Below are 23181 nucleotides of genomic sequence, written 5' to 3'. Positions count from 1 at the left end.
TCAAACGCTTAGCGGGAAATCCCGATGGTCTCATCCTCGATTAGAGTTTCAGTCTTCGGGCCGGTAATCATTCCGAGACGTTCAATTTTGGCCCCTTTTACCTCATCCATGACCTGTACAACAGTTCCATATGGAACCGTTTGGTCCGCTCGCAGATACACTGAAATCAAGGGATTTAAGGTTTTGGCTTCTTGAAGCTTGGCTCGTAAATCGACCAAACTAATCGTGTCATTGCCGAGGGATAACGTGTGATCTCGCTGAATTGTCACAATCAATCGTTCTTCGGCTTTGATATTGTTGGCCGTTGTGGTTGGGAGGTTAATGTCTAAGCCCCGATGCAACATCGGGGCGGTAACCATGAAAATCACCAAGAGAACAAGTACGACATCGACGAGAGGAATGACATTGATTTCAGAGAGAAATTGCCGAGGCTTTGATCCACTATTCATCGGGTTACTTCCACCTCATAGGCTTTTTCCGCTTCTTCTATTGTATTGAGAAATTCAATTGTAAACGCCTCGACCCTGAAGGACATTCTTCGAATTCTAGAGAGAAAATAGTTGTAGGCCATCACAGCAGGAATTGCGGCAAATAGCCCAGCAGCAGTGGCCACAAGTGCTTCAGAGACTCCAGGAGCAACTGCGGCAATGCTCGCTGAACCTTGAAGCCCGATTTCATGGAAGGCATTGATAATGCCCAAGACGGTTCCGAGGAGACCAATAAATGGAGTCAGATTTCCTGTGGTCGCCAGAAAAGGTAAATACGCTTCCTGTTGGCCGATTTGGTTTTGGATGATGTATTGAGCGACTTTTTCCAAATACTGACGGTTAGGGGAACGCTCTGCCTGTTTTGGGTCCATGGAAGGTCTCGAGGTGAAGAGATCGGAGGATTCTGGCAGGCGGTCGGTAATGCCCAAATACACCACTGAGCTTGGGCTGTAAGTTAATGTTTGAGCCTGACTTCTTAAGGTGTGCTGGTCGATGGGATTTTGTTCATACAATTGTAGAAATTGTGATTCTTCCTGTCGAATGCGACTAAATCGCCTGAATCTATTCACGATGATTCCCCACGAAATCACGGAAAAAGTTGACAGGATAAAAAGAATAACAATTGATAGCAGGCCCAACGACCCAAAGAACTCAGAGGGATTGGCAGCAAAGGTCATAGCTTGTTTTTCGACCTCCTCTAGGCTGATCAGAATCTAAACAGGGGATAATTGATACAGAAATAAACCACTGCGAGATGAGGTATGGCGGGGCCGACGGGATTTGAACCCGCGACCTCCAGATTGACAATCTGGCGTCCTAAACCTAGCTGAACGACGGCCCCGAAAATTTTTTTGATCTTGGGCAAATAGCCCACGCATTCATTCAAAGAGGAAATGGAGTCGATGAAGAATTTCGTAATATATCAGATCAAGAAGACTATAAGCCAAAAAAATATTTGGTAGGCGGAACAGGGATCGAACCTGCGACATCTGCCGTGTAAAGGCAGCGCTCTGCCAGCTGAGCTATCCGCCTAAAAATAAAAGACTACAATTATTCTATTATAACAGTGAGTTAGACCTTGTCAACTCAAATGGAATAGTGTGGAATACTGTTTGACATGATCAGGGCACGTGGGTATAAGGCATCACGCCTAAATCAATGCGTCATTCCAGAAAAAAATGTGGTCGTCCTGTGACGAGAGGGAAAAATAATTATGGGATATAAAATTAAAGACCTCGGCAATAAGACTCCGATGGTGGAACCAGCTCAGTTTCTGTCCAGTAAAGAACGGTTTTTGTTTTTTGTCGAAGAGCACCGAGCTTTGGTGTGGGGAGGGATTTTTCTTGTTCTGGCGGTGATTGTGGCGATTGTGACATTGATTTGGCTCAATCAAAATAATCAAGAACATGCCTGGGAATTAGAAGGCCAGGCGCAAACGGTCTATTTGGATCGTCCTCTGGATGATGTCAAAAAAGGCCAAGAGAATATTCAAAAGGCTTCAGGCATGTTCAAAGAAATTCTTGATCAATTTCCAGGGACGCCTAGCGCGGGAGTCTCCTCTTTTTTATTGGGAAACAGTATGATTGAGGAGAAAAATTACCAAGGGGCGATAGATGTCTATACTTCATGGGTCAAGGAATATGGGCAAAATCAGATCCTCCTCGGATTAGTTCAGCAACGATTGGGGTTTGCCTATTTACTTCATGGCAATCGAGAGGCCGCCCTAAAAGCTTTTGACGCAGTGCTGGCCAATCCACATGCGTTAAATAAAGACCAGGTAGTTTTTGAGCTGGCCAAGATTGCAGAGGCGGATGAAAATATTCCTGAAGCGGTGGAGCAGTATAAAAAGGTTATCCAGGAATTTCCTTTATCTCCGTTTGCCTCGGAAGCCGCTCTCCGGGTGGAGGTATTAGCTCCAGAAGAAGCCAAAGATTTGCCTTCATCGGAAACAATTGAAATGGGTGGAACCGAGAAGAGCAGCCCTGAAAATCCAAAGGTTCAGGACAATGAAGAGGGAAAATAGTATGAGGTCAGTCGCTTAACCAGATGTGGTGGGTTATTGGCTAACCATTAACATGCGGCCAGCCTGGATAATGCTGGAAGAGAGGTTATTGAGTGCTCGCAAATCGTTCACACTCATACTAAATTGCCGGGCAATCGTCCATAAACTATCTCCCCTTCTGACTTTATACCATTTAGAGTTGTTTTTGTTCGAAGGGCTGACTGAAGGTTCCCCTTTTACGCGTAACCGATCTCCTGGATGAATGATATGGGTAGAGAGATTGTTCAGTCTCATCAGTGAATTAACAGATTTTCTAAATCGGGTGGCAATGCTTCCCAGAGAATCCCCGGAGCGAACGCGGTACCAGGTGATTTCAGAGTCAGCATCATCGTCACCAACCTCGCCACGAACCCGGAGTTTGGTTCCTACTCGTATTATATTGCTCCGCAAGTTGTTCATTTCTTTCAGCTGACTTACCTTCATTCTATATCGTTTGGCTACAACCGATAAACTCTCTCCTCGTCTGACCGTATGCCATTCTGTTGGTGGGGGAGGAGGTTGTGTCCAGACAGCGAGTGTCGGATGGAGTTCCTCAACAAGTGAGGCCATTCCTAGGGGTACCTTTAAAAAATAACCAGGAGCCGTAAGGCTGGGCACGATACTGCGTCGAAGTTCAGGGTTCAGCCGTTGGAGTTCCTCAACCGGAATCCCAGTTTGTTTGGTGACGGCCGAAAGATGAACGCGTTTCGTAATCAGGACTTCTTCAAATTCATGCCGATCACCGTCCGGAGTCGTGAATCCATAGGCTGTAGGATTTTGGGCGATAAGGGTTGCCGCAATAAAGCGAGGCACATAGTCTTTAGTTTCTCGTCTTATATGGCGTGACCGTCGAATCTTCCAAAAGTCACGGGTGCCCGTTTTTTTGATGGCTCGCGAAATCTTTCCGCTCCCCGCATTATACGCTCCCAGGGCCAGAGGCCAGGAGCCAAATTGGTCATATAAATCACGAAGATGATGAGCGGCAGCAACTGTGGATTTAATCGGATCCCGCCGTTCATCCAAATACCAGTCGACATCGAGGCCATACACACGCCCGGTCCCTTTCATAAATTGCCAGGGGCCGGAAGCACGGGATCGAGAAAATGCACGTGGGTTGAACCCACTCTCAACGAGTGAAAGATACATGAGTTCCGGCGGGAGACCCAGTTCATGAAAAACGGGTTCTACAAGATCTTGGTAATGATGAAAGCGGTCAAGATACGATTGAAATCGTTCATGAATTCCATACTGAAAATATTCAAGGTTTTTCTCTACGGAATCGTTCAGGACAAGGGGAATGGTGCCATATGTCCCAGATTTTTTCTGGTGGGGGGCTTCCCATGTTTGATCGAAGACTTTGGCAAATCGAGCTAAGGCAACTTGCGTTCGTTGCTCAGATGAATCAGCAGGGTAAAAACGTAATTTTGTAGAGGAGTTAATTGAAAATTGAGTTTGAGTGTCCAGGGCTTCAATCTTGTTCTCGTCAGATAAAAAAATCCGCTGGTCATGGGAAGCGTTAGATTCTTGAGAGACATCAACCACTGATAGGGGAGCAACCGGTTTTCCAGCATTAGAGGATTGAATCTGGGGTGCTGGGGTTTGAGCTAGGTCTTCCACAGAAGACTGGTTCGGGTCATTTTCGGTAGATAATCCTGGAATGCCTGGAGTGGTTTCATCAGTCTGACCTAGAAGAATAGACGATTGTTGACCGTTATGGATGGTGCTTGCCTCAGAGTTTTGAGTCTCAATTGAGGTCGCTGGTCGAGGGTAGCTATTCGCAATTGCATAATTAAACGTAAGAGTCTCAGTAGAATCCTTTGGAGGTAAAAAAGAGGTTTCGCCGCGGGTTGGTTGAGGGCAGAGAGTTAACGTGAACAAAGTCACACTGAAGCCAGCCAGTAAGGCGCGGGAAAAACCAGCAGCTCGCAGAGGCATGAAGGAGCGTTGAACTTGTAACGTTTTATCTAAGTGGCTCATTTTATAAGAGTTTTCGGCAAATCTGTGCACAACTTAATAGGCTACCTTCGTAAGGAAAAATTGTCAAACATATTCATCAAATTTTGGCATTGGTGCATGGATAAAAATATTGCATGAACCGCACCAAACAGTAAGTGTATGAAAAGAAGAAAAAAATATGGTTGGCCGGAGAATGAGAGTGGCGTTTTTATTCCAGTTGTTAGGCAAAAATGTCAACGATGAGGGTTGACCGGTAGGGCCAGAGTAAAATACCGGCCCCCTTCCTTATGCAATAACCTTTTCCCCTGCAATATCGTGAGGATATCCGTGATGGGCACGACAGTGTCTTCCTCCGATCCTGGAAAGGAGCAACTTTGCAAGGCTTTACGAATTTGTTCGACGGACTTGGGTTGCTCATTGCAAAATTCTAAGATGAAAGCATAGGGGCCTTCAAATCGTTCGCTCGTCGGAGTTAAGCCTCTCCCATCATAAACGGTGAGATAGCTCAAGGCTTTTGCAAAGAAGAGAAAGGGCCGATTAGAAGAGTGATATCTTTGTTTCCACTCTTCAACAAGTCTGACGAGTTCCTTATAGAGATGTGGATCGACTTTCCAATCGATTGTGTACTCAAAATCATAAGCGATTTTGTTGAGATCAACCTGCCGTTCGTCATACACATAGGCATAGGCTAAACCCGGTCCTGTTCGGCGAATACCATATCGTTCAGGCCATTTAAAATAAGGACTAAACCGTTCGAGCCAGAGTTTGGCCGTGGATTCTGGGGGTTGCAGGTGGATTAATGAGGGAATGAGTTCGATTTGTTGTAGGTAATCGTTATCTGTTTCCTGTGGAAAGCCCAATAATATATTCCATGATAGGTCGATATTGTAATATCGGCTCCATTTTAAGCATTCAATGTTTTGTAGCGGGCTGACTCCCTTATCCATTTCTTTTAGTTGCGCCAGACTCAAGCTTTCGATGCCCGGTTGCATGCATTTAACCCCACCCTTCGCCAGTGTCTGAATTTGACGTTTATTGAGATTGCTTTTCGTCTCCATAAACACGTCCAGGTCCACGTGTTCTTGGGCTAGTTGCCCGAAGACACCGTCCACATATTTCATGTCAATAATATTATCGACCAAGCGAAAACGGGTCGTGTCGTACCGGCTGGAAAGATAGTCCAATTCTGAAGCGACCTGAGCAGGTTTTTTTGCGCGGAATTCCATCGCTTGAGCATTTAAACCGCAAAAGGTGCAATGATGTTTTTCTCCCCACCAGCATCCGCGAGATCCTTCATAGAGTAGAATCCGATTCAATCCGGTGGATCCCTGTTTGGCTAATTCCTGGAGCTCTGCAAAATAATCGTCGTAATCAGGTGGGGGCGTTTCTGAAAACTTGGTGAAGAGGGTTTCCTGTGGAGTAAAGGTGATCTCTCCTTCCCGTCGAAAGGCCACACCGGGAGGAATATCCGTTTCATCGTCCAGGAGGATTCGTTGAACCAATGGAGGAAAGGCTTGTTCACCTTCTCCGATCACGACATAATCAATCCAGGGAAATGCCCGAAAATGTTCCAGCCCCATTTCTCCGTCGAAATTTGCCCCCCCAAAAACAATCCGAACATCGGGATATACGTCCTTGACCAATTTGGCCAGACTCAAGCTTGCGACATTTTGATCGAACGTGGAGGTAAAGCCCACCACGTCGAATTGACTCCAATCCACTGATGTCAGGCACCAGGTTAAAAATTGAGGAGCGATCGACCGGGCAATCTCTTCTAAATGACTGATCGAACAGCCGGCTTCCCGAGCCGTGTCTTCGAAGATGGGTTTAAACACGATAGGATATTCTCTGTGTTTCGGATTGTTCCGAAACAGGAGTGCAGAGAACAGCCATTCGCCAAATAGGCCACGTTTTTCGCATAAGATTTCATATAACGGTACCCCGATTTTATGGGCGAATTGGAGATTGAAATGATAGGTTTGGGTACCAATCCCTTGCGCTTTTAGTAAGGACGAAAGGGTCCCTAATTGGATCGAGGGAAATTTCGAATAACTAAATGGCATGGTCACCAGTGCGACCTTCGTTCCGAAAGATCGGAAATCGGTGGGGCCCTGAGAGGCCGCAGTCTGGGTTCCTTTTGCTTCGGAAGCGACCGGGTTGATCAAAATCGGGCTGGTGGCCATAAGAGCCTTCAATAGGCAGCAGGAAGGTGAAAGGCGCGATCAGCCTTGGCGGCTAAATAAAAATCACTTTCGGTAAGGCCTTGAATCTTGTGAGTCCAAATTTCTACCTTGCATTTGCCCCAGGCTAAATATATATCAGGGTGATGGCCCTCAAGTTCCGCCACATTCCCTACTCGATTCGTAAAAGCCAAGGCATCTGCAAAGTTGTCAAAAATATAGGTTTTCTCAATATGACCTTGAGCATTGAGCGCCCATCCCGTTTCTAATTGACCAAGCAGGTCCTGGATTTTTTGAGGTTCCAACGGAGGTACGCCCCCTCGACAAGGTACGCATGTGTTATCTGCTAGACTCATTTACTTCCTCCTTACAGTCTGAACATTTCTGGTGGATTGCCTTTTTTCACCCTGTTCGTGATCCGTGCCAGGGATAACCGGTTTTTTTTCTCTTCTTCGTATGAATAATGTTGGATGGTATAGGGAACTTCAGACACTCGTGAGATCATACCCTATCCCCAGTCAAGCCACTAATTATAGACATCACCAACTTCTGTGCACAATTCCAGAAGTTGGAATAAGCCAATGTGCAACATGGGGTATCTGTTTAGGGGGAGTGGTTATTTGGGCTGATCCGGTTTACAGCATCATTGTAAATTGAGCCCCTTAAAGGCTTTCAGGGGACCGATGCTCAATCCACAATGGTTTCTCTAGGCAAATAAAACGCCAATTTCTATTGTATTCAGAAGAAGCTGTTTGCTGATCAATCGAGGTCCATCAAGCTCTTCGGTGGCTTCAGACCAGCGCCTCATAATTTTCTCGCCGTGATTGGATGGCCAGCCTTAGGGAGGGAAGGCCCTAGGGGAGTGAACAGCGTATGGAGTCGTTCTTTTCTTGCCAAATGATCATTTGACAACCTGAATCCTAGACAGGTAGAAAAACACTCCAAAAGCTTAGGTCCGTCTGCTATTGGGCATTCTCGTCGTCATTCAGGACTTAAAGCTACCCTAATGAGTAATTTCCTTTCTTCTTGAAATGAGCGTCGGAAGGTCTATGCCACACGATCATGGAGTTGTGCAATGCCGGTGAATGCTCTGCGAAAACCTGGGGCCAGAATGAGTCTGCAAGAAGCCCTTGCACGAGTGGAGAAACTCAAACGGTTAACAGAAAGCAGTAATCCCCACGAGGCGGCCTTGGCCGCCCTACGATTGAAAGATTTTGATGTGGAGGTGGCCCGATTTCCACGCCCGGAACCCGTTGCTGAAGATGTTCCCCAAACCGAGGACCATGCTTACCTCAATAAAGTTGTTGATATACTTGATGAAAAACCCATTGTTCCCTACGAGACGTTGGATGAGATAGAGGTAGAACAATCTTCTGATAAATCGAAAGTCAATTGGGATGAACTCCATTTTGCCCTTGTGAAGAAGGCACAACGTATGGGGGCAGATGCCTTAATTAATATTCAATTAAAGGGCACTGCCGAGCAAAAGGTGCTTGGAGCCACGGCATTAAAATATCTCACTCCCAAAGAGGTCCTGGAAATTCAACAATCTACGGCGTTAGAAGATGCTGAGAAGGCCTATAACGAGTCTCAAAAAGAGCGGCTTGATGAAGATCTAGCCCCTGGTATTGGCTAACCAACAAAAGTTTTGTCAGAGTGAAGAAGACCTGGTAGGTTTTTATGAGGAAACCGGAAAAGGCAGCCACTTTCAAATTTCTGATGGACGGCCTCCAATGATTCGAAAAATTCGTTGAGCGTCATACGGCCTCCTTTAAAATTCAAAGGGACGACAAACCCATGAGAATATGATATATTTTCTGCAGTGTTGACCCTCTCATCGCACCCTTGGCCTTCTTTTTTTAATCCCCTCTTGTAATTTTTTTCTCCCAGACTTCGGCTACGAGCAGAGAGAAATTTCACGGGTGGAAAGACCCTGAAAAGCCGTGACTATGGCCTCAAGTGGCGAAATGTGAAGGAAGAGACTATGCAGTACTCAAGTCAGGGGTCATGCAGATTACTGTCTAGTGATGGTGTTATTAGCTGTTGTCACCACTCAAAAAAAGGACCAACCGTGGAGAGAAGCAAAATTGTGTCCAAAGTCCAAGCGACGATAACCCGTGTTCTTGTGATGACAGTATGGCTCACGGTAATCCTTTCGGGCTTGGCCCACACAAAAGAGACTGAATTGCTCTCAGTTGGGATACGGGGAGGATTAAATTCCGACACGTTAGGCATTCCGCCGTCTGAAAAGGAAGATTTTCAGCAATACGACGTATTTGCGGTTATTGGTACACCTTGGAGTTGGGAATTTTCTTCCGGGTGGGATATTCGTTTTAGGCTTAATGTTGCCGCAGGGATGTTGAGGGCTGCCGGAGATGCCGGGTTCATCGGAGAGGTCAGTCCCGGGCTGGCCTTTACGCAGACAGATTGGAGACTTACCTTCGACATCGGCGGTGGTGGGGCATATTTAAGTAGGGAAAAATATGGTCGGCAGGATATCGGAGGACCGGTTCAAATTGTGGCCCATGCTGGTATTACCTATCACCTTCCCTGGAATATATCACTGGGATGGCGATTTCATCATATTTCTGATGCGGCACTCTACGGGTCTAATAATCGGGGAGTGGATCTGCACTTGTACGAGCTCAGCTATCGGTTCTGAGGGTATTTGAGAGGATTTTTGCCATCATGCGTGGTAGCGCTCCCGCGGTTAAGGTCTTCCCGCTTCATCTTGTTTTTCTTTTAATGGCCGAATAATTCATCATTTCCATGATGACGGCTTCTACACTGGAAAAATAAAATCCGAATACAAAAAGCCAGCTGTTTACCGCTGGCGTTGTTTGGCGATATCGAGTGCGGCGACCCGGTAGGTTTCGGCGAGAGTCGGGAAATTGAAAATGTTGTCAATGAATCGGTCGATAGGCATATGGTGAAGCAATCCCATTTGGCCAATATGAATCAGTTCGGTTGCTCCTTCCCCGACAATATGAACGCCTAACAGTTGCTGGCCTTTTGGGTCAGCGACCATTTTGAGCAATCCATTGGTCATGCCGGAGATTTGTCCTCGTGCAATTTCATGAAACCGCGCTCTTCCCACTGTCGAACCGCCATACTTGGCTGTAGCTTCCTGCTCGTTTAATCCTATACTCGACATTTCAGGGATCGTATAAATTCCCATGGGAATATGCTCCGGAGCGCCGCCGGGGTTGAGGCTTAGGGCATGACAAACGGCACGTCGGCCCTGTTCCATGGAACAGGATGCCAGCGACGGAGGGCCAATGACGTCACCGACGGCATAGATATGGGAAATTGTAGTTTGGCAGTGGGTATTGACCGGAATGAGCCCCCGAGTGGTTGGATGTATGCCGATGGCTTGTAAGTGTAAATGTTCCAGATTGGACACTCGTCCAAGAGCTACCAGCACTTTTTCACTTTCCAGCGTTTCACCGTTTTCTAAAATGGTGGTTACCTTGGAACATCCGTCCCACAGGACTGTGTCGATTTTTTGTCCACCCCGATAGTGCCCTCCGGTTTTCTCAAACGCTTCACAAAATTCATCGGTGAGTTCTTGATCCAAAAATTTGAGCGGGCGATCCGCTGTATCCACCATGGTGACCTGCACTCCCAGCAAGGCAAAAATTGAGGCGTATTCACTTGCGATGACGCCACCGCCTAACACGGTCAGAGATTTCGGTAAATACACCATGGAGAGAATGGAGTCGCTATCCAGAATATGTTCATGGTCGATGGGAATATTGTCAGGGACGCGCGGGCGCGAGCCGGTGGCAATGATGATAATCGGAGCCGTGACGAGGGAGGCCGTGCCGTCAATTTTTTGGATTCGCATTTCATGGGCGGACACAAAGGCAGCGCGACCATGAAAGCAGTGGATACCATTTCGGGTGAGTTGGTCCTTCATAAATTTCCCATGCGCGCGCACGACCCGGTCCAATCGGGTCATCAGGTTGGTGATTTTGACATCGTCGCGCATGCGGAATTCAAAGACCTCAGTTGCCTGGAGAAATCGCACCATTTGAAGGGCGCTTTCCCGTAATGTTTTGCTGGGAATGGTGCCCTGATAGACGCAAGCCCCTCCCACCTCTCGGGTTTGCTCGATGAGGGCCACCTGCTTTCCTGCTTTGGCGCCTTGAATAGCAGCCTTTTGTCCTGCCGGGCCGCTTCCGATCACAATAAGATCAAATAGGGTAGGTGACGTCATGGCAAAAAACACTCCACGCTTGCCTTGAGGGTTTCCCGCAATTCCAGAAGGGCCGTGATGTCTTCAGGGTAAAAATTCAGATCCTGTACGACGGAAAGTGTGACCAGGGTATGTTCGTCATGGGTTGAATCCCCAAGCATGACAGAGGCCAGATGATGAGCAAGGCAGGTGATCATAGCCCCTTTTGTCGGGGAAACGCCTTGGTGGTAGTGGTCGTCCTGGTAATAACGGATCGTTTCCTGAACTGGATCGGGCAGTTGCCAGACGGCGGCCAATTTAGAGCCTGCCATGACGTGGAACTCTTCGAAGAGGGATTCGACGGTGGTCCAGGAAACCGGTTCCGCTGATTTGTCCGGGGATTGGGAGAGCAGATGAAGAATGGCAGGTTTTCCGATGGTATGCAGGAGCCCGCACAAAAAGGCGTTTTCCACATTATGACGGATTCGTCTGGCGATTTCCTTTCCGAAAAGTCCTGTCGCTAAGGCGTGCCGCCAGAGGTTCCGTACTTCTTTCTCATAGCCGGTCGTTTGAAATACGCCACTTTGAACCGACACCGAAAATGCTAACCCGGCCAACATCGTCAACCCTAACCATGTAATGGCTTGTTGCAGCGAGACGATCGGGGTGCGAGTCGCATAGGCAGGGGAATTGGCAATGCGGAGGATTTGGCCCGCAAGGGCCTGGTCCTGTTGAATCAATGAGGACAGCTTTGAGGCGTCCGCATCCGGATCGCTTGAAAGCAGAAGAACTCGATTGGCCACTACGGGCAAAAGGGGAAGATCCAGGTTTCCTCGTTCCAATTGACCGGCGAGGAAGGATCGGAGGGTTTCCCTCTCTTCTTGTGCAAATGGCGTGATCGTAGAGTGAGCCATGTCTCAACTTGTCGGTTTTCGAGAAACAACCTTGAGAATTCTCTAGTTAAGGCGGGTATCGGGGTTGAACAATGAAAAAAGGAACCGGCTGAAGAAAGTCTCCAGCTCAACCTGTCGGGATCCGGCCAATGTGCGACAGGAATGACGGCCTTCTTTGTTGGGCGAAGGAGCCCTCTCTCATCACTGTCCGCTAATGGTGGGGTAGCGACTAAGTCTTTCAGTTAAAAGACTTCTCTGAAATGAAGGGCATTCTCTCAAGGAGGTTTCCGTATGGCTGTCGAGACCTGAATGAGATCTCATCCTAACCGGGTATGGTTTATCACGGTTGGCCTGGACTGATGGAGTGGTCTACAGTCAACCGAAGGGTCCGGTCTGGCAAGGAGGCTGAAACAGTATGTTGAGGAGAGGCCTAAAAAGGAGATAGCTATGAAACGGTTAGAAGGGAAAATCGCGGTGGTCACGGGAAGCAGCAGCGGGATCGGGAAAGCCATTGCCCTTCGATTCGGAGAAGAGGGAGCAACGGTGGTGGTGGCCGCCAGACGATCCGATTTATGTCAAAAGACTGTGGCTCAAATAAAAGAGAATGGGGGAACCGCCCATGCTCAACAAACGGATATTTCGCAGGAAGAACAAGTCGAGGCGCTCATGCAGGAGACCATTAGGCGCTTTGGGCGCCTCGATATTCTTGTCAATAATGCCGGCGTGGTTGGAGGAGGACGGGTGGCTGACACATCCACAACAGTGTTTGATGAGGTAGTGGGTACCAATTTGCGGGGGACCTTTTTCTGTTGTCGAGCCGGGTTCCAACACATGAAAAAGCAGGGAGGCGGGCTTATCATCAACATCTCCAGTGTCGCCGGCGTTCAGGCCTGGGCAGGAACAGGCACCTACAGTGCTTCAAAGCATGGCATCATGGCATTGACCAAGTCGCTGGCCGATGAAGGACGGGCTTTTCATATCAAGGTGAGTGCGATCTGCCCGGGTGGTGTGGCAGATGAATTAGTGGATGCGACACAAGAAGAAATCCTCAACAGTGAAAAAATCAGTCCCTATGATGTAGCCGAAACCGCCATATTTTTGGCGACATTGGGATACCATACGGTTGTGCATCAGGTTGTGCTGGATCGGTTAGGGGCTGATTGGTAAAGAACGGCTGAGTTTGAGTTGAGAAAACATGTCCCATAAAAAAACGACCTTCCGGGATAAGCCCTGGAAGGTCGTTCTTCAATCAGACTAAAAGAAAAATTATGTAGACCAGGCAAAAAACTACTTCTCGCCTTTTTCTCCATCCTTTTCATCGTCTTTTTTGTCGTCCATCTTCTTGTCGTCACCTTTATCGCCATGGTCATCCTTATCCCCATCTGCGCCCAAGGGAAAGGTGTTTTGAATGGACGAATTGTCAGCCAAGGACCCGGCGAAGGTCATTCCGCCAAAGGACAAGGCAACAAGTAAGGTCAGTAAAGCAGTGAATAATTTAACCATGATTCAGCCCTCCAAAATTAATAAAGGTTAACCACGCTCTCCCTAAAATCATCTTGGGAGAATAACTCTAACTACGCACAGGACCGCGTAAATGAGCAAAAATCATTCCCCTGAATTATGTAAAACTCAATCGCATAACATATTGTTTTTATTGATGAAATGTAACTGTTCAGCCTGGTGAATTTATGAAGAATTTCTAATAATTTCACCAAAACGAAAATTGCATCCAGAAAAAAGTAAGAAAATTCGTAGAAAACTATTAAAATACAATAACTTGCGTAACATTATAATTAGAGGAACTCTTTTGAATTCTCATGCCTCCCCACTGTATGGGTTGCCCTCCATCGAGTATGGTTTTCACTCCATCCATTTTTACTATCTAAGCACTTGGAACAGGCGAAAAATGTGCAAGAAATGGTACGCAGGTCGATCGAGCGGATCACAAAAAAGAGAAGATTTCAGATGATCTAACCGGGTGGCCAAGGCGAGGGAGATTAGAGCCGTGGAATGCCGAGCCTGAAGGTCACGGCACAAGGATAAGGGCGATGAACAAAGATGAAGTAAGAGAAGTAAGAAAGGTGAAAAAAAGCTAATCAAAAGTTATTTGTGCCTAACTTTTTTGCCTTTATCTTTGAATTTGACCATTCACCTCACCAATATTTCTATGATGGCCAAAAGTAGGTCCCTCACCACAACCTAATTCATGGATTTTTTAATGCGACCCACTTGTTGTTCGGTTGCCTTATGGTTTTCATGAAATGGTGAATCAACCGGTTGGCCATCCAATTGCCCGATTAAAATCTTCGCTGAGGGATTCTCGCGCCAAGGTGGTCTTGACGGACTGGCGTGGGCCGGACAACACGACCACTCTGCTGCGCTGGATGGCCGCAGTAAGTGTGGAAAGTATGGTCATCCGTTGGATCATGCCAAGGGCATAATACCCAGAAAATCGATTGGGTTGTAATGGAAGTTCATGGTTCGTTCAGTCGTTTTGAGTGAATGTCTCGCAAGGGATGGTTTTAGCCTGCGGTTCTGTTGAGATGTCCCGTGAGGATGTTTAGGTCCGATGAATGAATTCAGACTAAACGGCCATGTCTTTGCAGGCAGCCTGATAGTGTGATGAGAACTTTTATGTTTGGTCATCAATGCCCCAATGAGTGCATGCGGGATTTGATATGGTTTCCAAAAAAATGGCCTCTGGATCCTATGATCCAGAGGCCGATTGGTGGAGGTGAGGGGAATTGAACCCCTGTCCGAGAACATTCAGCGCAACAGCCCTACGTGTGTAGCCGATGATTTGTTATTCGCAGTTGCCCACGCCCACCGACCGGCTTAGAGCACCCGCTAGCCCAGAATGTTCTCGTCCGCCGCCGCTGAGCACCGGCATTGGACCAGCCTGCAGTGTGACGCCCCTTCCTCACCCGCAGGCAAAGAGAGGAGGGACGTCGCGGTCAATTAAGCCGCGAGAGCCAAGTTATCGTTGGCACTTAATGTTTTCCCGAAGGTTTTACGAGACTCCGAGAGCTCGACACGCTCTGTTGACCTCTTGATTCCCGTCGAAGCCAGTCACCCCCTTGTTAACGTTCAACCTTTTCTCCCTGAGAATCAGAGAGTTCTTTACATTATACACTGATTCTTCCTTTAAATTCACAAACATTATCTTTGGGAAGATTGTTCTTTTTATAAGATAGCCACTAAAGAAGAAAGATCAACCGACTGTGTACCAAGGGGGGACAAGACCTTCAACTCCGTCCTAAAATTTTTTAAGTGTTCCCGGCTCCTTCTTTTAGGATAATCTCCTTCGGATATGATGGTACTCGTACCCTGGGGTATGGGTGGAGAATGATGTTTTAGGGATGGGTGATGAGAGTCAATGTAACAAGCAGAGAAGAGGAAGGAGTAGAGGCCTATGGCGTGGACATTGTTGGTGGTGGCAGGAATTTTTGAAATCATCTGGGCCACGGGATTGAAATATACGGATGGGTTTACCCGGTTGTGGCCCAGTGTTGGCACCGTGGTGGCCATGGCCGTCAGTATGATTTGCCTGTCGTTAGCTTTTCGGGCAATCCCGATGGGAACCGCTTACACGGTGTGGACGGGTATTGGTGCAGTGGGCACGGTTCTCTTGGGTATTCTGTTATTTGACGAGCCGAAAAATGCGGTCAGATTATTCTGTATTACCCTCATTATTGTGGGCATTGCGGGGTTAAAGTTGTCTGATCCTTCTTGATCATAAAAGCGTTTGTGGATTCTTTTTCTTATTGCCCTGTGATTTTAGGTGTAAGGGAGGTGGCTAGGAATATGTGAAGGGTGGATTTCCCGTTTTCACAAAGAGCCCACATCTGAAGAAAGGGCCTATGTTTACCCATTTGCCGGCAGTAAGGCTGGAAACGGGGGTAAGCCTAGGGTGGGAGGAGTGCTTAAATGGAGTACTGAAAGTCGGCACGGCCCTCGGACGGTTCAGCCAGAATCCCCCTGGATTTGAGCAAAGCAATGATTTGGTGAGTACAGTCGTCGAAATTTTCCGGCCCTGCAAAAATCAGATCGGTATCGGGTTGAGGTCCTTGTAAATCTTTGGCCATATGGATGGTGATGACCGGGATCGGGTTCACCAACGTTTGGACGGTTTGCACGATGTGTTTGGTCGGTTCATGGAGTGCATTGGTTGTGGAAATCACCAGGGAGCCTGTATCGGTCAGCAACCGCACGACTTCACCAAACCGTCGGATGATTTCATCCGGTTTCGTGTCAACGAGATCCGCATCAAGTCCCCGTTGTAGATTTTCCGGCGCGAGAAGGTAGGCATGCCGGCCTTCCGCGACTAAGACGGTTTCCAGTTTTCGAGCCAGAAATCCTTTCGCGGTGGTATCTGGGCCGGTGAGTAAGACCACAGCCGCTCGATGTCCATAGTGTTGAGCCCGGTCTTCTGCTCCCACATCTCCTTTGACCCATGCGGAATCCCGTTCTCGTGCCTCCGTTCGAAAATCTTCCTGGTCATCCTGGACCAGTTCCGTGATGATTCCCCCTCCTGCCACATCGTATTCGTCCACCAGGACGAAGCGGCCGGTTGTCTCGAACTGGGCATAGAGATCAAAGGCAATCGGAGATTTAGTCCGAAGCGTGATATCGGCCACTTCATTCCGTTTCACGGTGGTTTGCGTCTGTCGGTCGTCTAAATTGGTGGCGTCCACAATGCGATGAATGGTGGCCACTTCGCAGGGAACTTCTCTGGTTGCCAGTCGTAAGACATAGGGCCGGCGGGTTTCTAAGGGACGCCCTCCTAACCAGAACAAGTTGGCACGAATGCGGGTAGAGACCAACGGCCTGGCATCATCGTGTGTCGCAATTTCCCCTCGTTCCACAAAAATTTGTTCGTCCAGGGTGATGCCGACGGATTGGCCGGCTTCGGCTTGAGTGGGCGGTGGATCGAGATTGAAGGCTTCAATCGTTTGGATATTGGCTGACTTGTTGGAAGGGGAAAAGACCAGCCGGTCACCAATCTTGAGTTTCCCCGCCGTGATCCGGCCAACTAAAATCCTGCGGGCGTCAAATTTATACACGTCCTGAATGGGAAGACGAAGCGTTTGTTCCGCACGTTTGGATTCCAGATGGAAATGCGCCAGGGAATCCAAGACGGATGGTCCGGTGTACCATGGAGTTTCCGGGCTTGATTTGATGATGTTGATGCCCTGTTTGGCGCTCGCGGGAATGACATATTGGGGAATGACGTTCAATTGGGTGAGAAATTCCCGGTATTCTTTTTCAATGGCGTGAAAGGTGTCTTCCCGATAATTGACCAGATCCATTTTATTGACCACCACGGTCACTTGTTTGACGCCTAACATGGAGAGCAACAGCCCATGGCGTTTTGATTGGTCGCGCACGCCTTCCAGGGCATCAATGACCAGGAGCGCCGCTTCGGCACGAGCGGCACCTGACACCATGTTTTTCAAGAATTCCTTATGTCCCGGTGCGTCGATAATGATGTATTGTCGCCCGCCCCAGGAGAAAAAGGTACGGGCCGTGTCGATGGTGATCCCCTGTTGTTGCTCTTCTAAAAACGCATCAAAAAGAAAGGCGTATTCGAATTCTTTGCCTTGTTGTTTGCAAATGGCCTGGATTTTTTCGATCTTGCCGGTTGGTAAGGTTCCGGTGTCGGCATACAGACGCCCCAATAGCGTGGATTTGCCGTGGTCGACGTGACCCACAATTACAATATTCATTCTCTCCCGGATGGACTTGTCCTGGGGAGTGTCGGGAGATTGGCCTATGGCTGGTGTGACCGTCATCTTCACATGTATCCATCTTTGCGTAATTGTTCCATCCCCCGTCCTTCGTCCTGTGCGCGTCCTGCCCGCTCCGCCACCTTGGTGTTGCGTAATTCAATGATGACCTCATCCACATTTTTCGAGGTGGAATCAATGGGTGTCGTGCATGGGGCGCATCCCAGACTGCGATAGCGTTTGCCGGTGCCTTGATCCAGGTAGAGATTATCCAGAAAGGGAATATTTTCTAATTTGATGTACTCCCAAATATTGATCTCTGTCCAATCCAAAAGGGGATGGATCCGGATATGGGTGCCTGGAGGAAACGATAGTTTATATTGATCCCAAAGTTCGGGGGGCTGATCGCGAAAATCCCATTCATTGTTTTTGTCCCGTGGGGAAAAATACCGCTCCTTCGCCCTGGTACTATCCTCGTCCGATCGCACACCCAAAATGACCCCGGTGTAGCCTTTTTCTTCCAGCAATTGTTTTAATCCTAGGGTTTTTAAGGCGGTGCAACATTCCACTCGTCCCTTCGTGTGGTTCATCCCTTCGGCCAGGGCTTTTTTATTTTGGCCCACGATCAGATTTAATCGCCATTCGCGTGCGAGGCGATCCCGATATTCAATCATTTCAGGAATTTTATAGCTGGTGTCGACATGGAGTAACGGAAAGGGAACATGGCCAAAAAATGCTTTTCTGGCTAGCCACAACAACACCGTAGAATCTTTGCCCATGGACCACAGCATGGCCAGGTTGTCAAAGTTTTTGTAGGCCTCACGCAGGATATAGACGCTTTGATCTTCTAACTGGCGAATATGGTTCATGCAGGCACCTCCGCCGGTGCTGGTGGGACAACGAATTTGGACTGGGGAGGGCGTCCCTGGGTCAAGGCGGTAAAGAACGCTCCGGCTTTTCCGGAATCCAGTGTATCCTGGGCAAGCGGTGTGGCTTGCGCGAGAGAGGAAGCCAACCCTGCGGCATACATCAGTAAGGCTGCATTCATGATCACCCAGTTCCGTCGGTCGCCTTTCTGGCGATCGACGAGTAATTGCATTATCAATTGAGCTTCATGTTGGGGGTTCCCGGATCCCGGCCCATTGATGGTCGAACTCATGGCTTGAAATGGTCCGGATCGGAATCCGGCATCATCGGGACGAAAGGCTAATGATGAAATATGCCCGCTTCGTAATTCGCGCGCCAAGGAAGGGGCGGAGAGGGACAGTTCGGGAAATCCTTCGACTCCTTGAATAATCAATGCCCGCTTCGCGCCCAGCATATCCAAAGCTTCCACCATTTTATCCAGGTATGGAGGATGGGAAATTCCGATGACTTGTGAGCCGACCCTGGCCGGGTTCAGTAGTCTGGACACCTGATGGGACAGATTCTGCAACCCGAATGCCTGACGCAGGTCCAGTAATTTGGTTAACGGTGCATGATATCCTGCTAAATCCATGTACACCCATGGCGATTGAGTCCCATGTTCAATTGCTTCAGCCGCAGTATTGGCGATAGGAAGCTGTAAGTGACGAAGGACTTGCGGGAGATCGTATGGGAGGCCGGGGTTTTCTACGCCATGCATGAAGAGACCTGCGCCGGCTGCAGCCGCAACAAGACTTGAGGCGATGACCACATGGATGGTGTTGTGTTTTTCTCCATAGAGAGGAAGGTCCACAATGTTTTCGGCATGCGGGAGTGGAATCGGTGGCGCCCACCTGCGGACCGTGGTGGTGAACGCGGCGAGTTCGCTGATGGATTCGGTTTTGATCCGCATGGCCATCAAAAACGCTCCCACCTGAACGTCAGTGGCCTGCCCTTCAATGATGGCGTTCAGAGCCAGCTTGGCCTCGTCCCAGGTCAAATCCTTGGCCCCCTTCAGCCCTTTTCCAATTTTTGCAATCAGATGATCCATGCCATGATTCCGGGTTAAAAGGTCAAAACCTGGTCAGCGGGAAGAACAGCTTCTTTCCAGAAGGCCTGAGCGGTTTGCACTTCATCTAATTCCGGAATGAGCTCTTCGACTTTCACCCCAAAATATTTTAGAGAATCCGTACACACCGAAAATTTGACGTTTCCTTTTTCTTTGGAGGTTTGCATGAGTTTCGAGAGGTCCGCTTTATCTTCTTTTTTCAAGAGTTCACGAATAAAGCCTTCTCGCCCTTTAAACTCCGGGGACATGGTCAGTTCTTTGATCTTGGTTTTGGTCATTCGACCGGCGGCTTCGTCACGGAAATAGCCACTCACCTCGATGCCACTGGCCGCTGCCAGGGCGATCCACTCACAGGCTTGGAAAAGATTGTTCCATCCCCCTCTGGTAATAATGACGGCAATTTTCTTCACTGGCGGTCTCCAATAGCTACTTGATTGAGAAAAATGAATGTGAAGTCATGAATGACGGCATGGTCATGTGGCTGGATTATCATCGATGAAGCCCACATTCGGTTTTTTCCGAACTTTTCCATCGTCCGGAGCGTGGGTCTTCTCCCGGCCTGACAGGTGCCGTGCAATGGGTACATCCAATGCTGGGATAGTGTTGATCATGCAATGCATTATAGGGAACGGCATTTGTGCGAATGTATTCCCAGACCTGTTCCCATGACCAGGCGGCTAAGGGGTTAAATTTCACAAGGCCAAACTTCGTATCCCACTCGACAATAGCGGCATTGGCACGAGTGGGTGATTGATCACGCCGAATACCGGTCATCCACGCCGCATACTTTGACAGGATGCATGTGAGAGGCTCAACCTTTCGGAGTGTGCAACATTGGTTGGGGTCCCGAAGCCACAAGGCTTCCCCAAACTTTGTGGCTTGCTCGGAGGGACTGAGCGTTGATTTGACCTGGATGATCTGATCATCCTTTATCTGATAGTGTTGAATCATCCGATCCCGAACAGCATGGGTTTCAGGAAATAAAAAATCGGTATCCAAATAAAAGAGTGTGCTGCCCGGATTTGAGCGAAACATCATATCGGCCAGGACAACATCCTCGGCCCCAAAACTACAGGCCAGAATGATCGTTCCCCCATATTCCGCAATCGCGGTCTCGACAATCTTCCGAGGAGTTTGGCCCTCCATGGATCGATTGACCGCGATGAGTTCCTCTGGAGTTGGTTTGGTACTGAGGAAAAGAGCCATGGTGTTTTACAGTTCCACTTTCTCCACTACCACTCGAAAATGCTGTTCTTCGGGATCTATGGGCTCCTGTTTGAGCACATTGTGCCCATCGTTTCGAAGACTCACTGGGACGTTGCGAATCGGATCGCCGCCGTCCAACCATACTTCCAACTGTTCACCGTGATCCATCATTTCTAATTTTAACTTGGTTTTCACGTAATTCATGGGACAGGCCACGCCCCGCAGGTCATAGACGGGCACGCCTGATGGAGATGATGCCTTGTCAGGTGACGTGGGTACCGTCCTGGTTGATTCAGTGGATTTTTGTCCCGGTTCAGCCGGAGCCAACTTGAGGTCCTGGCCGATTTGATCCGAAACGGTCCGGCAGAGATCCACGAAACCTTTGGTAAAGGCGATTTTCCCTTGTGTCAGGTCAGCCGAGGCGTCTTTGTTCCCCAGATCGCCCACGGTCATGGCTAGATTATGGTATTCCGCCGGCATGAGCCCTTTGGCCACAATCAACTTGTCAAATTCCGCTAAGGTGTCGGCATCCGTATTCGGATCAATCCCTTCTGTGACAAGGATGGCTTTTGCTCCTGCCACTACGGCTCGATAGGCTTTGTTAATGGCAAACGCGTATTGGTGTTTTTCAGCCAACAGGCGTGCTTGATACAGTTCCTGTTCTGCTTCAAGAATCCGATTGTCGATCATCTCCAATGCGCCGCCGGCGCATTCGCCGGGTCCGAGGTCTTCAACCGAAAATTCCTCATCGCCTTCCCAGTCAACATAGAATTGTGGGTCCTCTTGATATGTGGGAAGAATGGTGTAGGGGATCAGTTCATCTTTTAGTCGAAGTTTCCCAGTGCGGTCAATGAACGCCAGGAGGGACTCTCCATCTTTTCTATCCCGGCGGTAGAGATCGAGCAGATGCTGGACGGCAGCGGGAACGTTTTTCGCAGGGACCTTCACAATAAGTTGGGCAATTTTGGCCGTGCCGTTGACCCGTCCCCCAAGGTGCAATTCATACACTGGCGCCACATGGTCTCCAATGCGTTTACCGACTCCATGCAATCCGATTGTGGCGATATGATGTTGAGCACAGGAATTGTGGCAGCCACTGATTTTCACGTTCACCCCTTCCAGGTCACCTGCGATTTTTCCCGCAGGGAACACTTCTGCCAGCGCTCGTGCCAGTCCCTTGGAAGAGGTGATTCCCAGTCCGCAGGTGTCGGTCCCTGGGCAGGAGACGATATCTGCTACGCCTTCAGCTCCAGGGTCCCCCAATCCATGAGCGACTAGTTCGTCATAGAAGTGCCGGAGACGCAGTTCGGGAAGCCATCGCACCATGATGTTCTGATTGATGGTGGTACGTAGGTTTCCATTGGCATACCGTTCGGCGAGATCGGCCAGTCCAAACATTTGCTCAGACGTGATATCACCGGAGGGGAGTCTCACCACCGCTGTTCTGTAGCTCGACTGGCGTTGCGTAATTACATTGGTTGCACACCAATGATCGAACGCCTCTTGAGATGAGGGATCTTCATGTTGTGATGAGCCATGAGGATGCCTGTTCCCATTGCCTTGGGTGGAGGTGCCGTTCCCGGATTTCGTCGGCATCACCAAGGGAGGATCATCGGGATATGGGGTCGTTTTCAATCCAAGTTTGGTGGCGCCGGATTGCAACATGGCATCGTAGGTCTCTTTCCATCGTTGAGAAAATTCATCAAACCCTAATTTGTCAATGACAAATTTCATCCGGGCTTTGCTTCGATTTTTTCGATTGCCTAAATTATCAAACACCTTGAGCATGGCTTCGATGGCGGGAATCAATTCTTCCATGGGAACGAACTCATGAAGTACTTTGGCGAGGCGGGGAGTGGACCCCAAGCCGCCTCCAACGACCATTTTGAATCCCGGAACCCCTTCGGGATTGCGAGCAGCCAGAAGCCCGACATCGTGGATGGGGGTGAGGGCACAATCCTGCTTACAGCCGGAAAATGCAATCTTGAACTTGCGAGGGAGACTTTGGTTGAGAGGATTCCGTAATAAATGATAAGCCACGGTTTTCGCATAGGGTGTCACGTCAAAAACTTCCCCGGGGCATACCCCTGCCAACGCACAGGCTGTGACATTCCGGACGGTATTGGCGCAGGCTTCTCGAGTGGTGAGTTCAACTTCGGCCAGTTTTCGCATGATGGTGCCAACGTGGCGGAGGGGAACAAAGTGCAGTTGAATATCCTGCCGCGTCGTGACATGTCCCACGCCGGTCGCAAAGGTATCCGCAATGTCTGCTACTTGTCGTAGTTGGTTGGCGTTCAGACCACCAAAGGGAATCTTGATCCGGACCATTTGGACGTCCGCCTGGCGCTGACCATAAATGCCGTATTGGAGTCGAAACGGTTTGAACACGTCGGCTGGAGTGTCACCTGATTGCAGGCGATTGACCTCATCTTCGAAAGTTTCTATTTCTTCAAGAATCTCCTGGGGTATCGGAACCGTTTGAACAGGAGGGCGGGTGGTGACCGGTGAGGTGTTCATGGTAATTCTCCAAATCCCGTATAGA

Annotated in this window: 20 protein-coding genes, 2 tRNA genes and 1 other RNA gene; 5 read left to right on the top strand and 18 right to left on the bottom strand. The window is 48.9% G+C overall.

What is annotated here, in order from left to right:
- Positions 1 to 8: 8 nt before the first annotated feature.
- From PQG83_RS14025 to PQG83_RS14010, 4 genes are all read right to left on the bottom strand, one after another.
- Entirely contained in the window at positions 9 to 449 is a 441-nt protein-coding gene (locus PQG83_RS14025) for a biopolymer transporter ExbD (RefSeq protein WP_312742242.1), read from the bottom strand.
- On the bottom strand, positions 446 to 1057 hold the full coding sequence (locus PQG83_RS14020; RefSeq protein WP_312742239.1) for a MotA/TolQ/ExbB proton channel family protein: 612 nt from the start codon (positions 1055 to 1057) through the stop codon (positions 446 to 448). The genes PQG83_RS14025 and PQG83_RS14020 overlap by 4 nt, the downstream gene beginning before the upstream one ends.
- A gap of 193 nt (positions 1058 to 1250) precedes the next feature.
- A tRNA-Asp gene (locus PQG83_RS14015) sits at positions 1251 to 1329 on the bottom strand.
- 115 nt (positions 1330 to 1444) lie between these two features.
- Positions 1445 to 1520 (bottom strand) — tRNA-Val (locus PQG83_RS14010).
- 181 nt (positions 1521 to 1701) lie between these two features.
- Here PQG83_RS14010 and PQG83_RS14005 point away from each other — a divergent pair.
- Positions 1702 to 2511 carry a tetratricopeptide repeat protein gene (locus tag PQG83_RS14005; protein ID WP_312742237.1) on the top strand — a complete coding sequence of 270 codons (810 nt, stop codon included), beginning with the start codon at positions 1702 to 1704 and terminating at the stop codon, positions 2509 to 2511.
- 33 nt (positions 2512 to 2544) lie between these two features.
- Here PQG83_RS14005 and PQG83_RS14000 read toward each other — a convergent pair whose 3' ends face one another.
- From PQG83_RS14000 to PQG83_RS13990, 3 genes are all read right to left on the bottom strand, one after another.
- Positions 2545 to 4464 (bottom strand): lytic transglycosylase domain-containing protein, encoded by a 1920-nt coding sequence (locus tag PQG83_RS14000; RefSeq protein ID WP_312742235.1) that lies wholly within the window; start codon positions 4462 to 4464, stop codon positions 2545 to 2547.
- A 254-nt stretch (positions 4465 to 4718) separates the two neighbouring features.
- A complete protein-coding gene (locus tag PQG83_RS13995) occupies positions 4719 to 6668 on the bottom strand; it encodes a RiPP maturation radical SAM C-methyltransferase (protein ID WP_312742233.1) in 1950 nt (649 codons plus the stop codon).
- An 8-nt stretch (positions 6669 to 6676) separates the two neighbouring features.
- Complete coding sequence (locus PQG83_RS13990) at positions 6677 to 7021, bottom strand: 4a-hydroxytetrahydrobiopterin dehydratase (RefSeq protein ID WP_312742230.1); 345 nt, start codon at positions 7019 to 7021, stop codon at positions 6677 to 6679.
- A gap of 719 nt (positions 7022 to 7740) precedes the next feature.
- On the opposite strand from PQG83_RS13990, the gene PQG83_RS13985 reads away from it, so the two are divergent.
- Both PQG83_RS13985 and PQG83_RS13980 read left to right on the top strand, forming a co-directional pair.
- The gene (locus PQG83_RS13985; protein ID WP_312742228.1) at positions 7741 to 8301 is read left to right on the top strand and encodes a hypothetical protein; all 561 of its coding nucleotides are present in this window, start codon (positions 7741 to 7743) and stop codon (positions 8299 to 8301) included.
- 453 nt (positions 8302 to 8754) lie between these two features.
- Entirely contained in the window at positions 8755 to 9327 is a 573-nt protein-coding gene (locus PQG83_RS13980; protein WP_312742226.1) for an acyloxyacyl hydrolase, read from the top strand.
- 162 nt (positions 9328 to 9489) lie between these two features.
- Here PQG83_RS13980 and sthA read toward each other — a convergent pair whose 3' ends face one another.
- Positions 9490 to 10884 carry a Si-specific NAD(P)(+) transhydrogenase gene (gene sthA / locus PQG83_RS13975; protein ID WP_312742222.1) on the bottom strand — a complete coding sequence of 465 codons (1395 nt, stop codon included), beginning with the start codon at positions 10882 to 10884 and terminating at the stop codon, positions 9490 to 9492.
- Positions 10881 to 11756: an HDOD domain-containing protein gene (locus PQG83_RS13970; RefSeq protein WP_312742219.1), complete on the bottom strand. Its 876-nt coding sequence runs from the start codon at positions 11754 to 11756 to the stop codon at positions 10881 to 10883. The genes sthA and PQG83_RS13970 overlap by 4 nt, the downstream gene beginning before the upstream one ends.
- A gap of 426 nt (positions 11757 to 12182) precedes the next feature.
- Between PQG83_RS13970 and PQG83_RS13965 the strand changes: the two genes are divergently transcribed.
- Positions 12183 to 12902: an SDR family NAD(P)-dependent oxidoreductase gene (locus tag PQG83_RS13965; protein ID WP_312742216.1), complete on the top strand. Its 720-nt coding sequence runs from the start codon at positions 12183 to 12185 to the stop codon at positions 12900 to 12902.
- A 120-nt stretch (positions 12903 to 13022) separates the two neighbouring features.
- On the opposite strand, the gene PQG83_RS13960 is transcribed toward PQG83_RS13965, so the two are convergent.
- The 3 genes from PQG83_RS13960 to ssrA all read right to left on the bottom strand — a co-directional run bounded on the left by PQG83_RS13960 (position 13023) and on the right by ssrA (position 14812).
- Positions 13023 to 13238, bottom strand: coding sequence for a hypothetical protein (locus tag PQG83_RS13960; protein ID WP_312742213.1), 216 nt, complete (start codon positions 13236 to 13238; stop codon positions 13023 to 13025).
- Positions 13239 to 14004: 766 nt separating this feature from the next.
- Complete coding sequence (locus PQG83_RS13955) at positions 14005 to 14151, bottom strand: hypothetical protein (protein WP_312742211.1); 147 nt, start codon at positions 14149 to 14151, stop codon at positions 14005 to 14007.
- A gap of 310 nt (positions 14152 to 14461) precedes the next feature.
- Positions 14462 to 14812: a transfer-messenger RNA gene (gene ssrA, locus PQG83_RS13950) on the bottom strand.
- 335 nt (positions 14813 to 15147) lie between these two features.
- Between ssrA and sugE the strand changes: the two genes are divergently transcribed.
- Entirely contained in the window at positions 15148 to 15468 is a 321-nt protein-coding gene (sugE, locus tag PQG83_RS13945) for a quaternary ammonium compound efflux SMR transporter SugE (RefSeq protein ID WP_312742208.1), read from the top strand.
- 190 nt (positions 15469 to 15658) lie between these two features.
- Here sugE and PQG83_RS13940 read toward each other — a convergent pair whose 3' ends face one another.
- The 6 genes from PQG83_RS13940 to PQG83_RS13915 form a co-directional block, all read right to left on the bottom strand.
- Complete coding sequence (locus PQG83_RS13940) at positions 15659 to 17527, bottom strand: GTP-binding protein (protein WP_312742205.1); 1869 nt, start codon at positions 17525 to 17527, stop codon at positions 15659 to 15661.
- Between the two features lie 2 nt (positions 17528 to 17529).
- A complete protein-coding gene (gene cysD / locus PQG83_RS13935; protein WP_312742203.1) occupies positions 17530 to 18330 on the bottom strand; it encodes a sulfate adenylyltransferase subunit CysD in 801 nt (266 codons plus the stop codon).
- Positions 18327 to 19415, bottom strand: a complete 1089-nt coding sequence (locus PQG83_RS13930; protein WP_312742200.1) for an anthranilate phosphoribosyltransferase — start codon at positions 19413 to 19415, stop codon at positions 18327 to 18329. Before PQG83_RS13930 ends, cysD begins: the two co-directional genes overlap by 4 nt.
- 14 nt (positions 19416 to 19429) lie before the next feature.
- A complete protein-coding gene (locus PQG83_RS13925; protein ID WP_312742197.1) occupies positions 19430 to 19843 on the bottom strand; it encodes a DsrE/DsrF/DrsH-like family protein in 414 nt (137 codons plus the stop codon).
- Between the two features lie 79 nt (positions 19844 to 19922).
- Positions 19923 to 20639, bottom strand: a complete 717-nt coding sequence (locus PQG83_RS13920) for a phosphoadenylyl-sulfate reductase (RefSeq protein ID WP_312742195.1) — start codon at positions 20637 to 20639, stop codon at positions 19923 to 19925.
- 6 nt (positions 20640 to 20645) lie between these two features.
- Positions 20646 to 23156, bottom strand: coding sequence for a ferredoxin-like domain-containing protein (locus PQG83_RS13915; protein WP_312742193.1), 2511 nt, complete (start codon positions 23154 to 23156; stop codon positions 20646 to 20648).
- Positions 23157 to 23181 lie beyond the last annotated feature (25 nt).

The sequence above is a fragment of the Candidatus Nitrospira neomarina genome (genome assembly GCF_032051675.1).
Lineage (GTDB): Bacteria > Nitrospirota > Nitrospiria > Nitrospirales > UBA8639 > Nitrospira_E > Nitrospira_E neomarina.
Note: the sequence above shows the minus strand (reverse complement) of the source record. Positions and strands in the feature narration are given on the sequence as shown.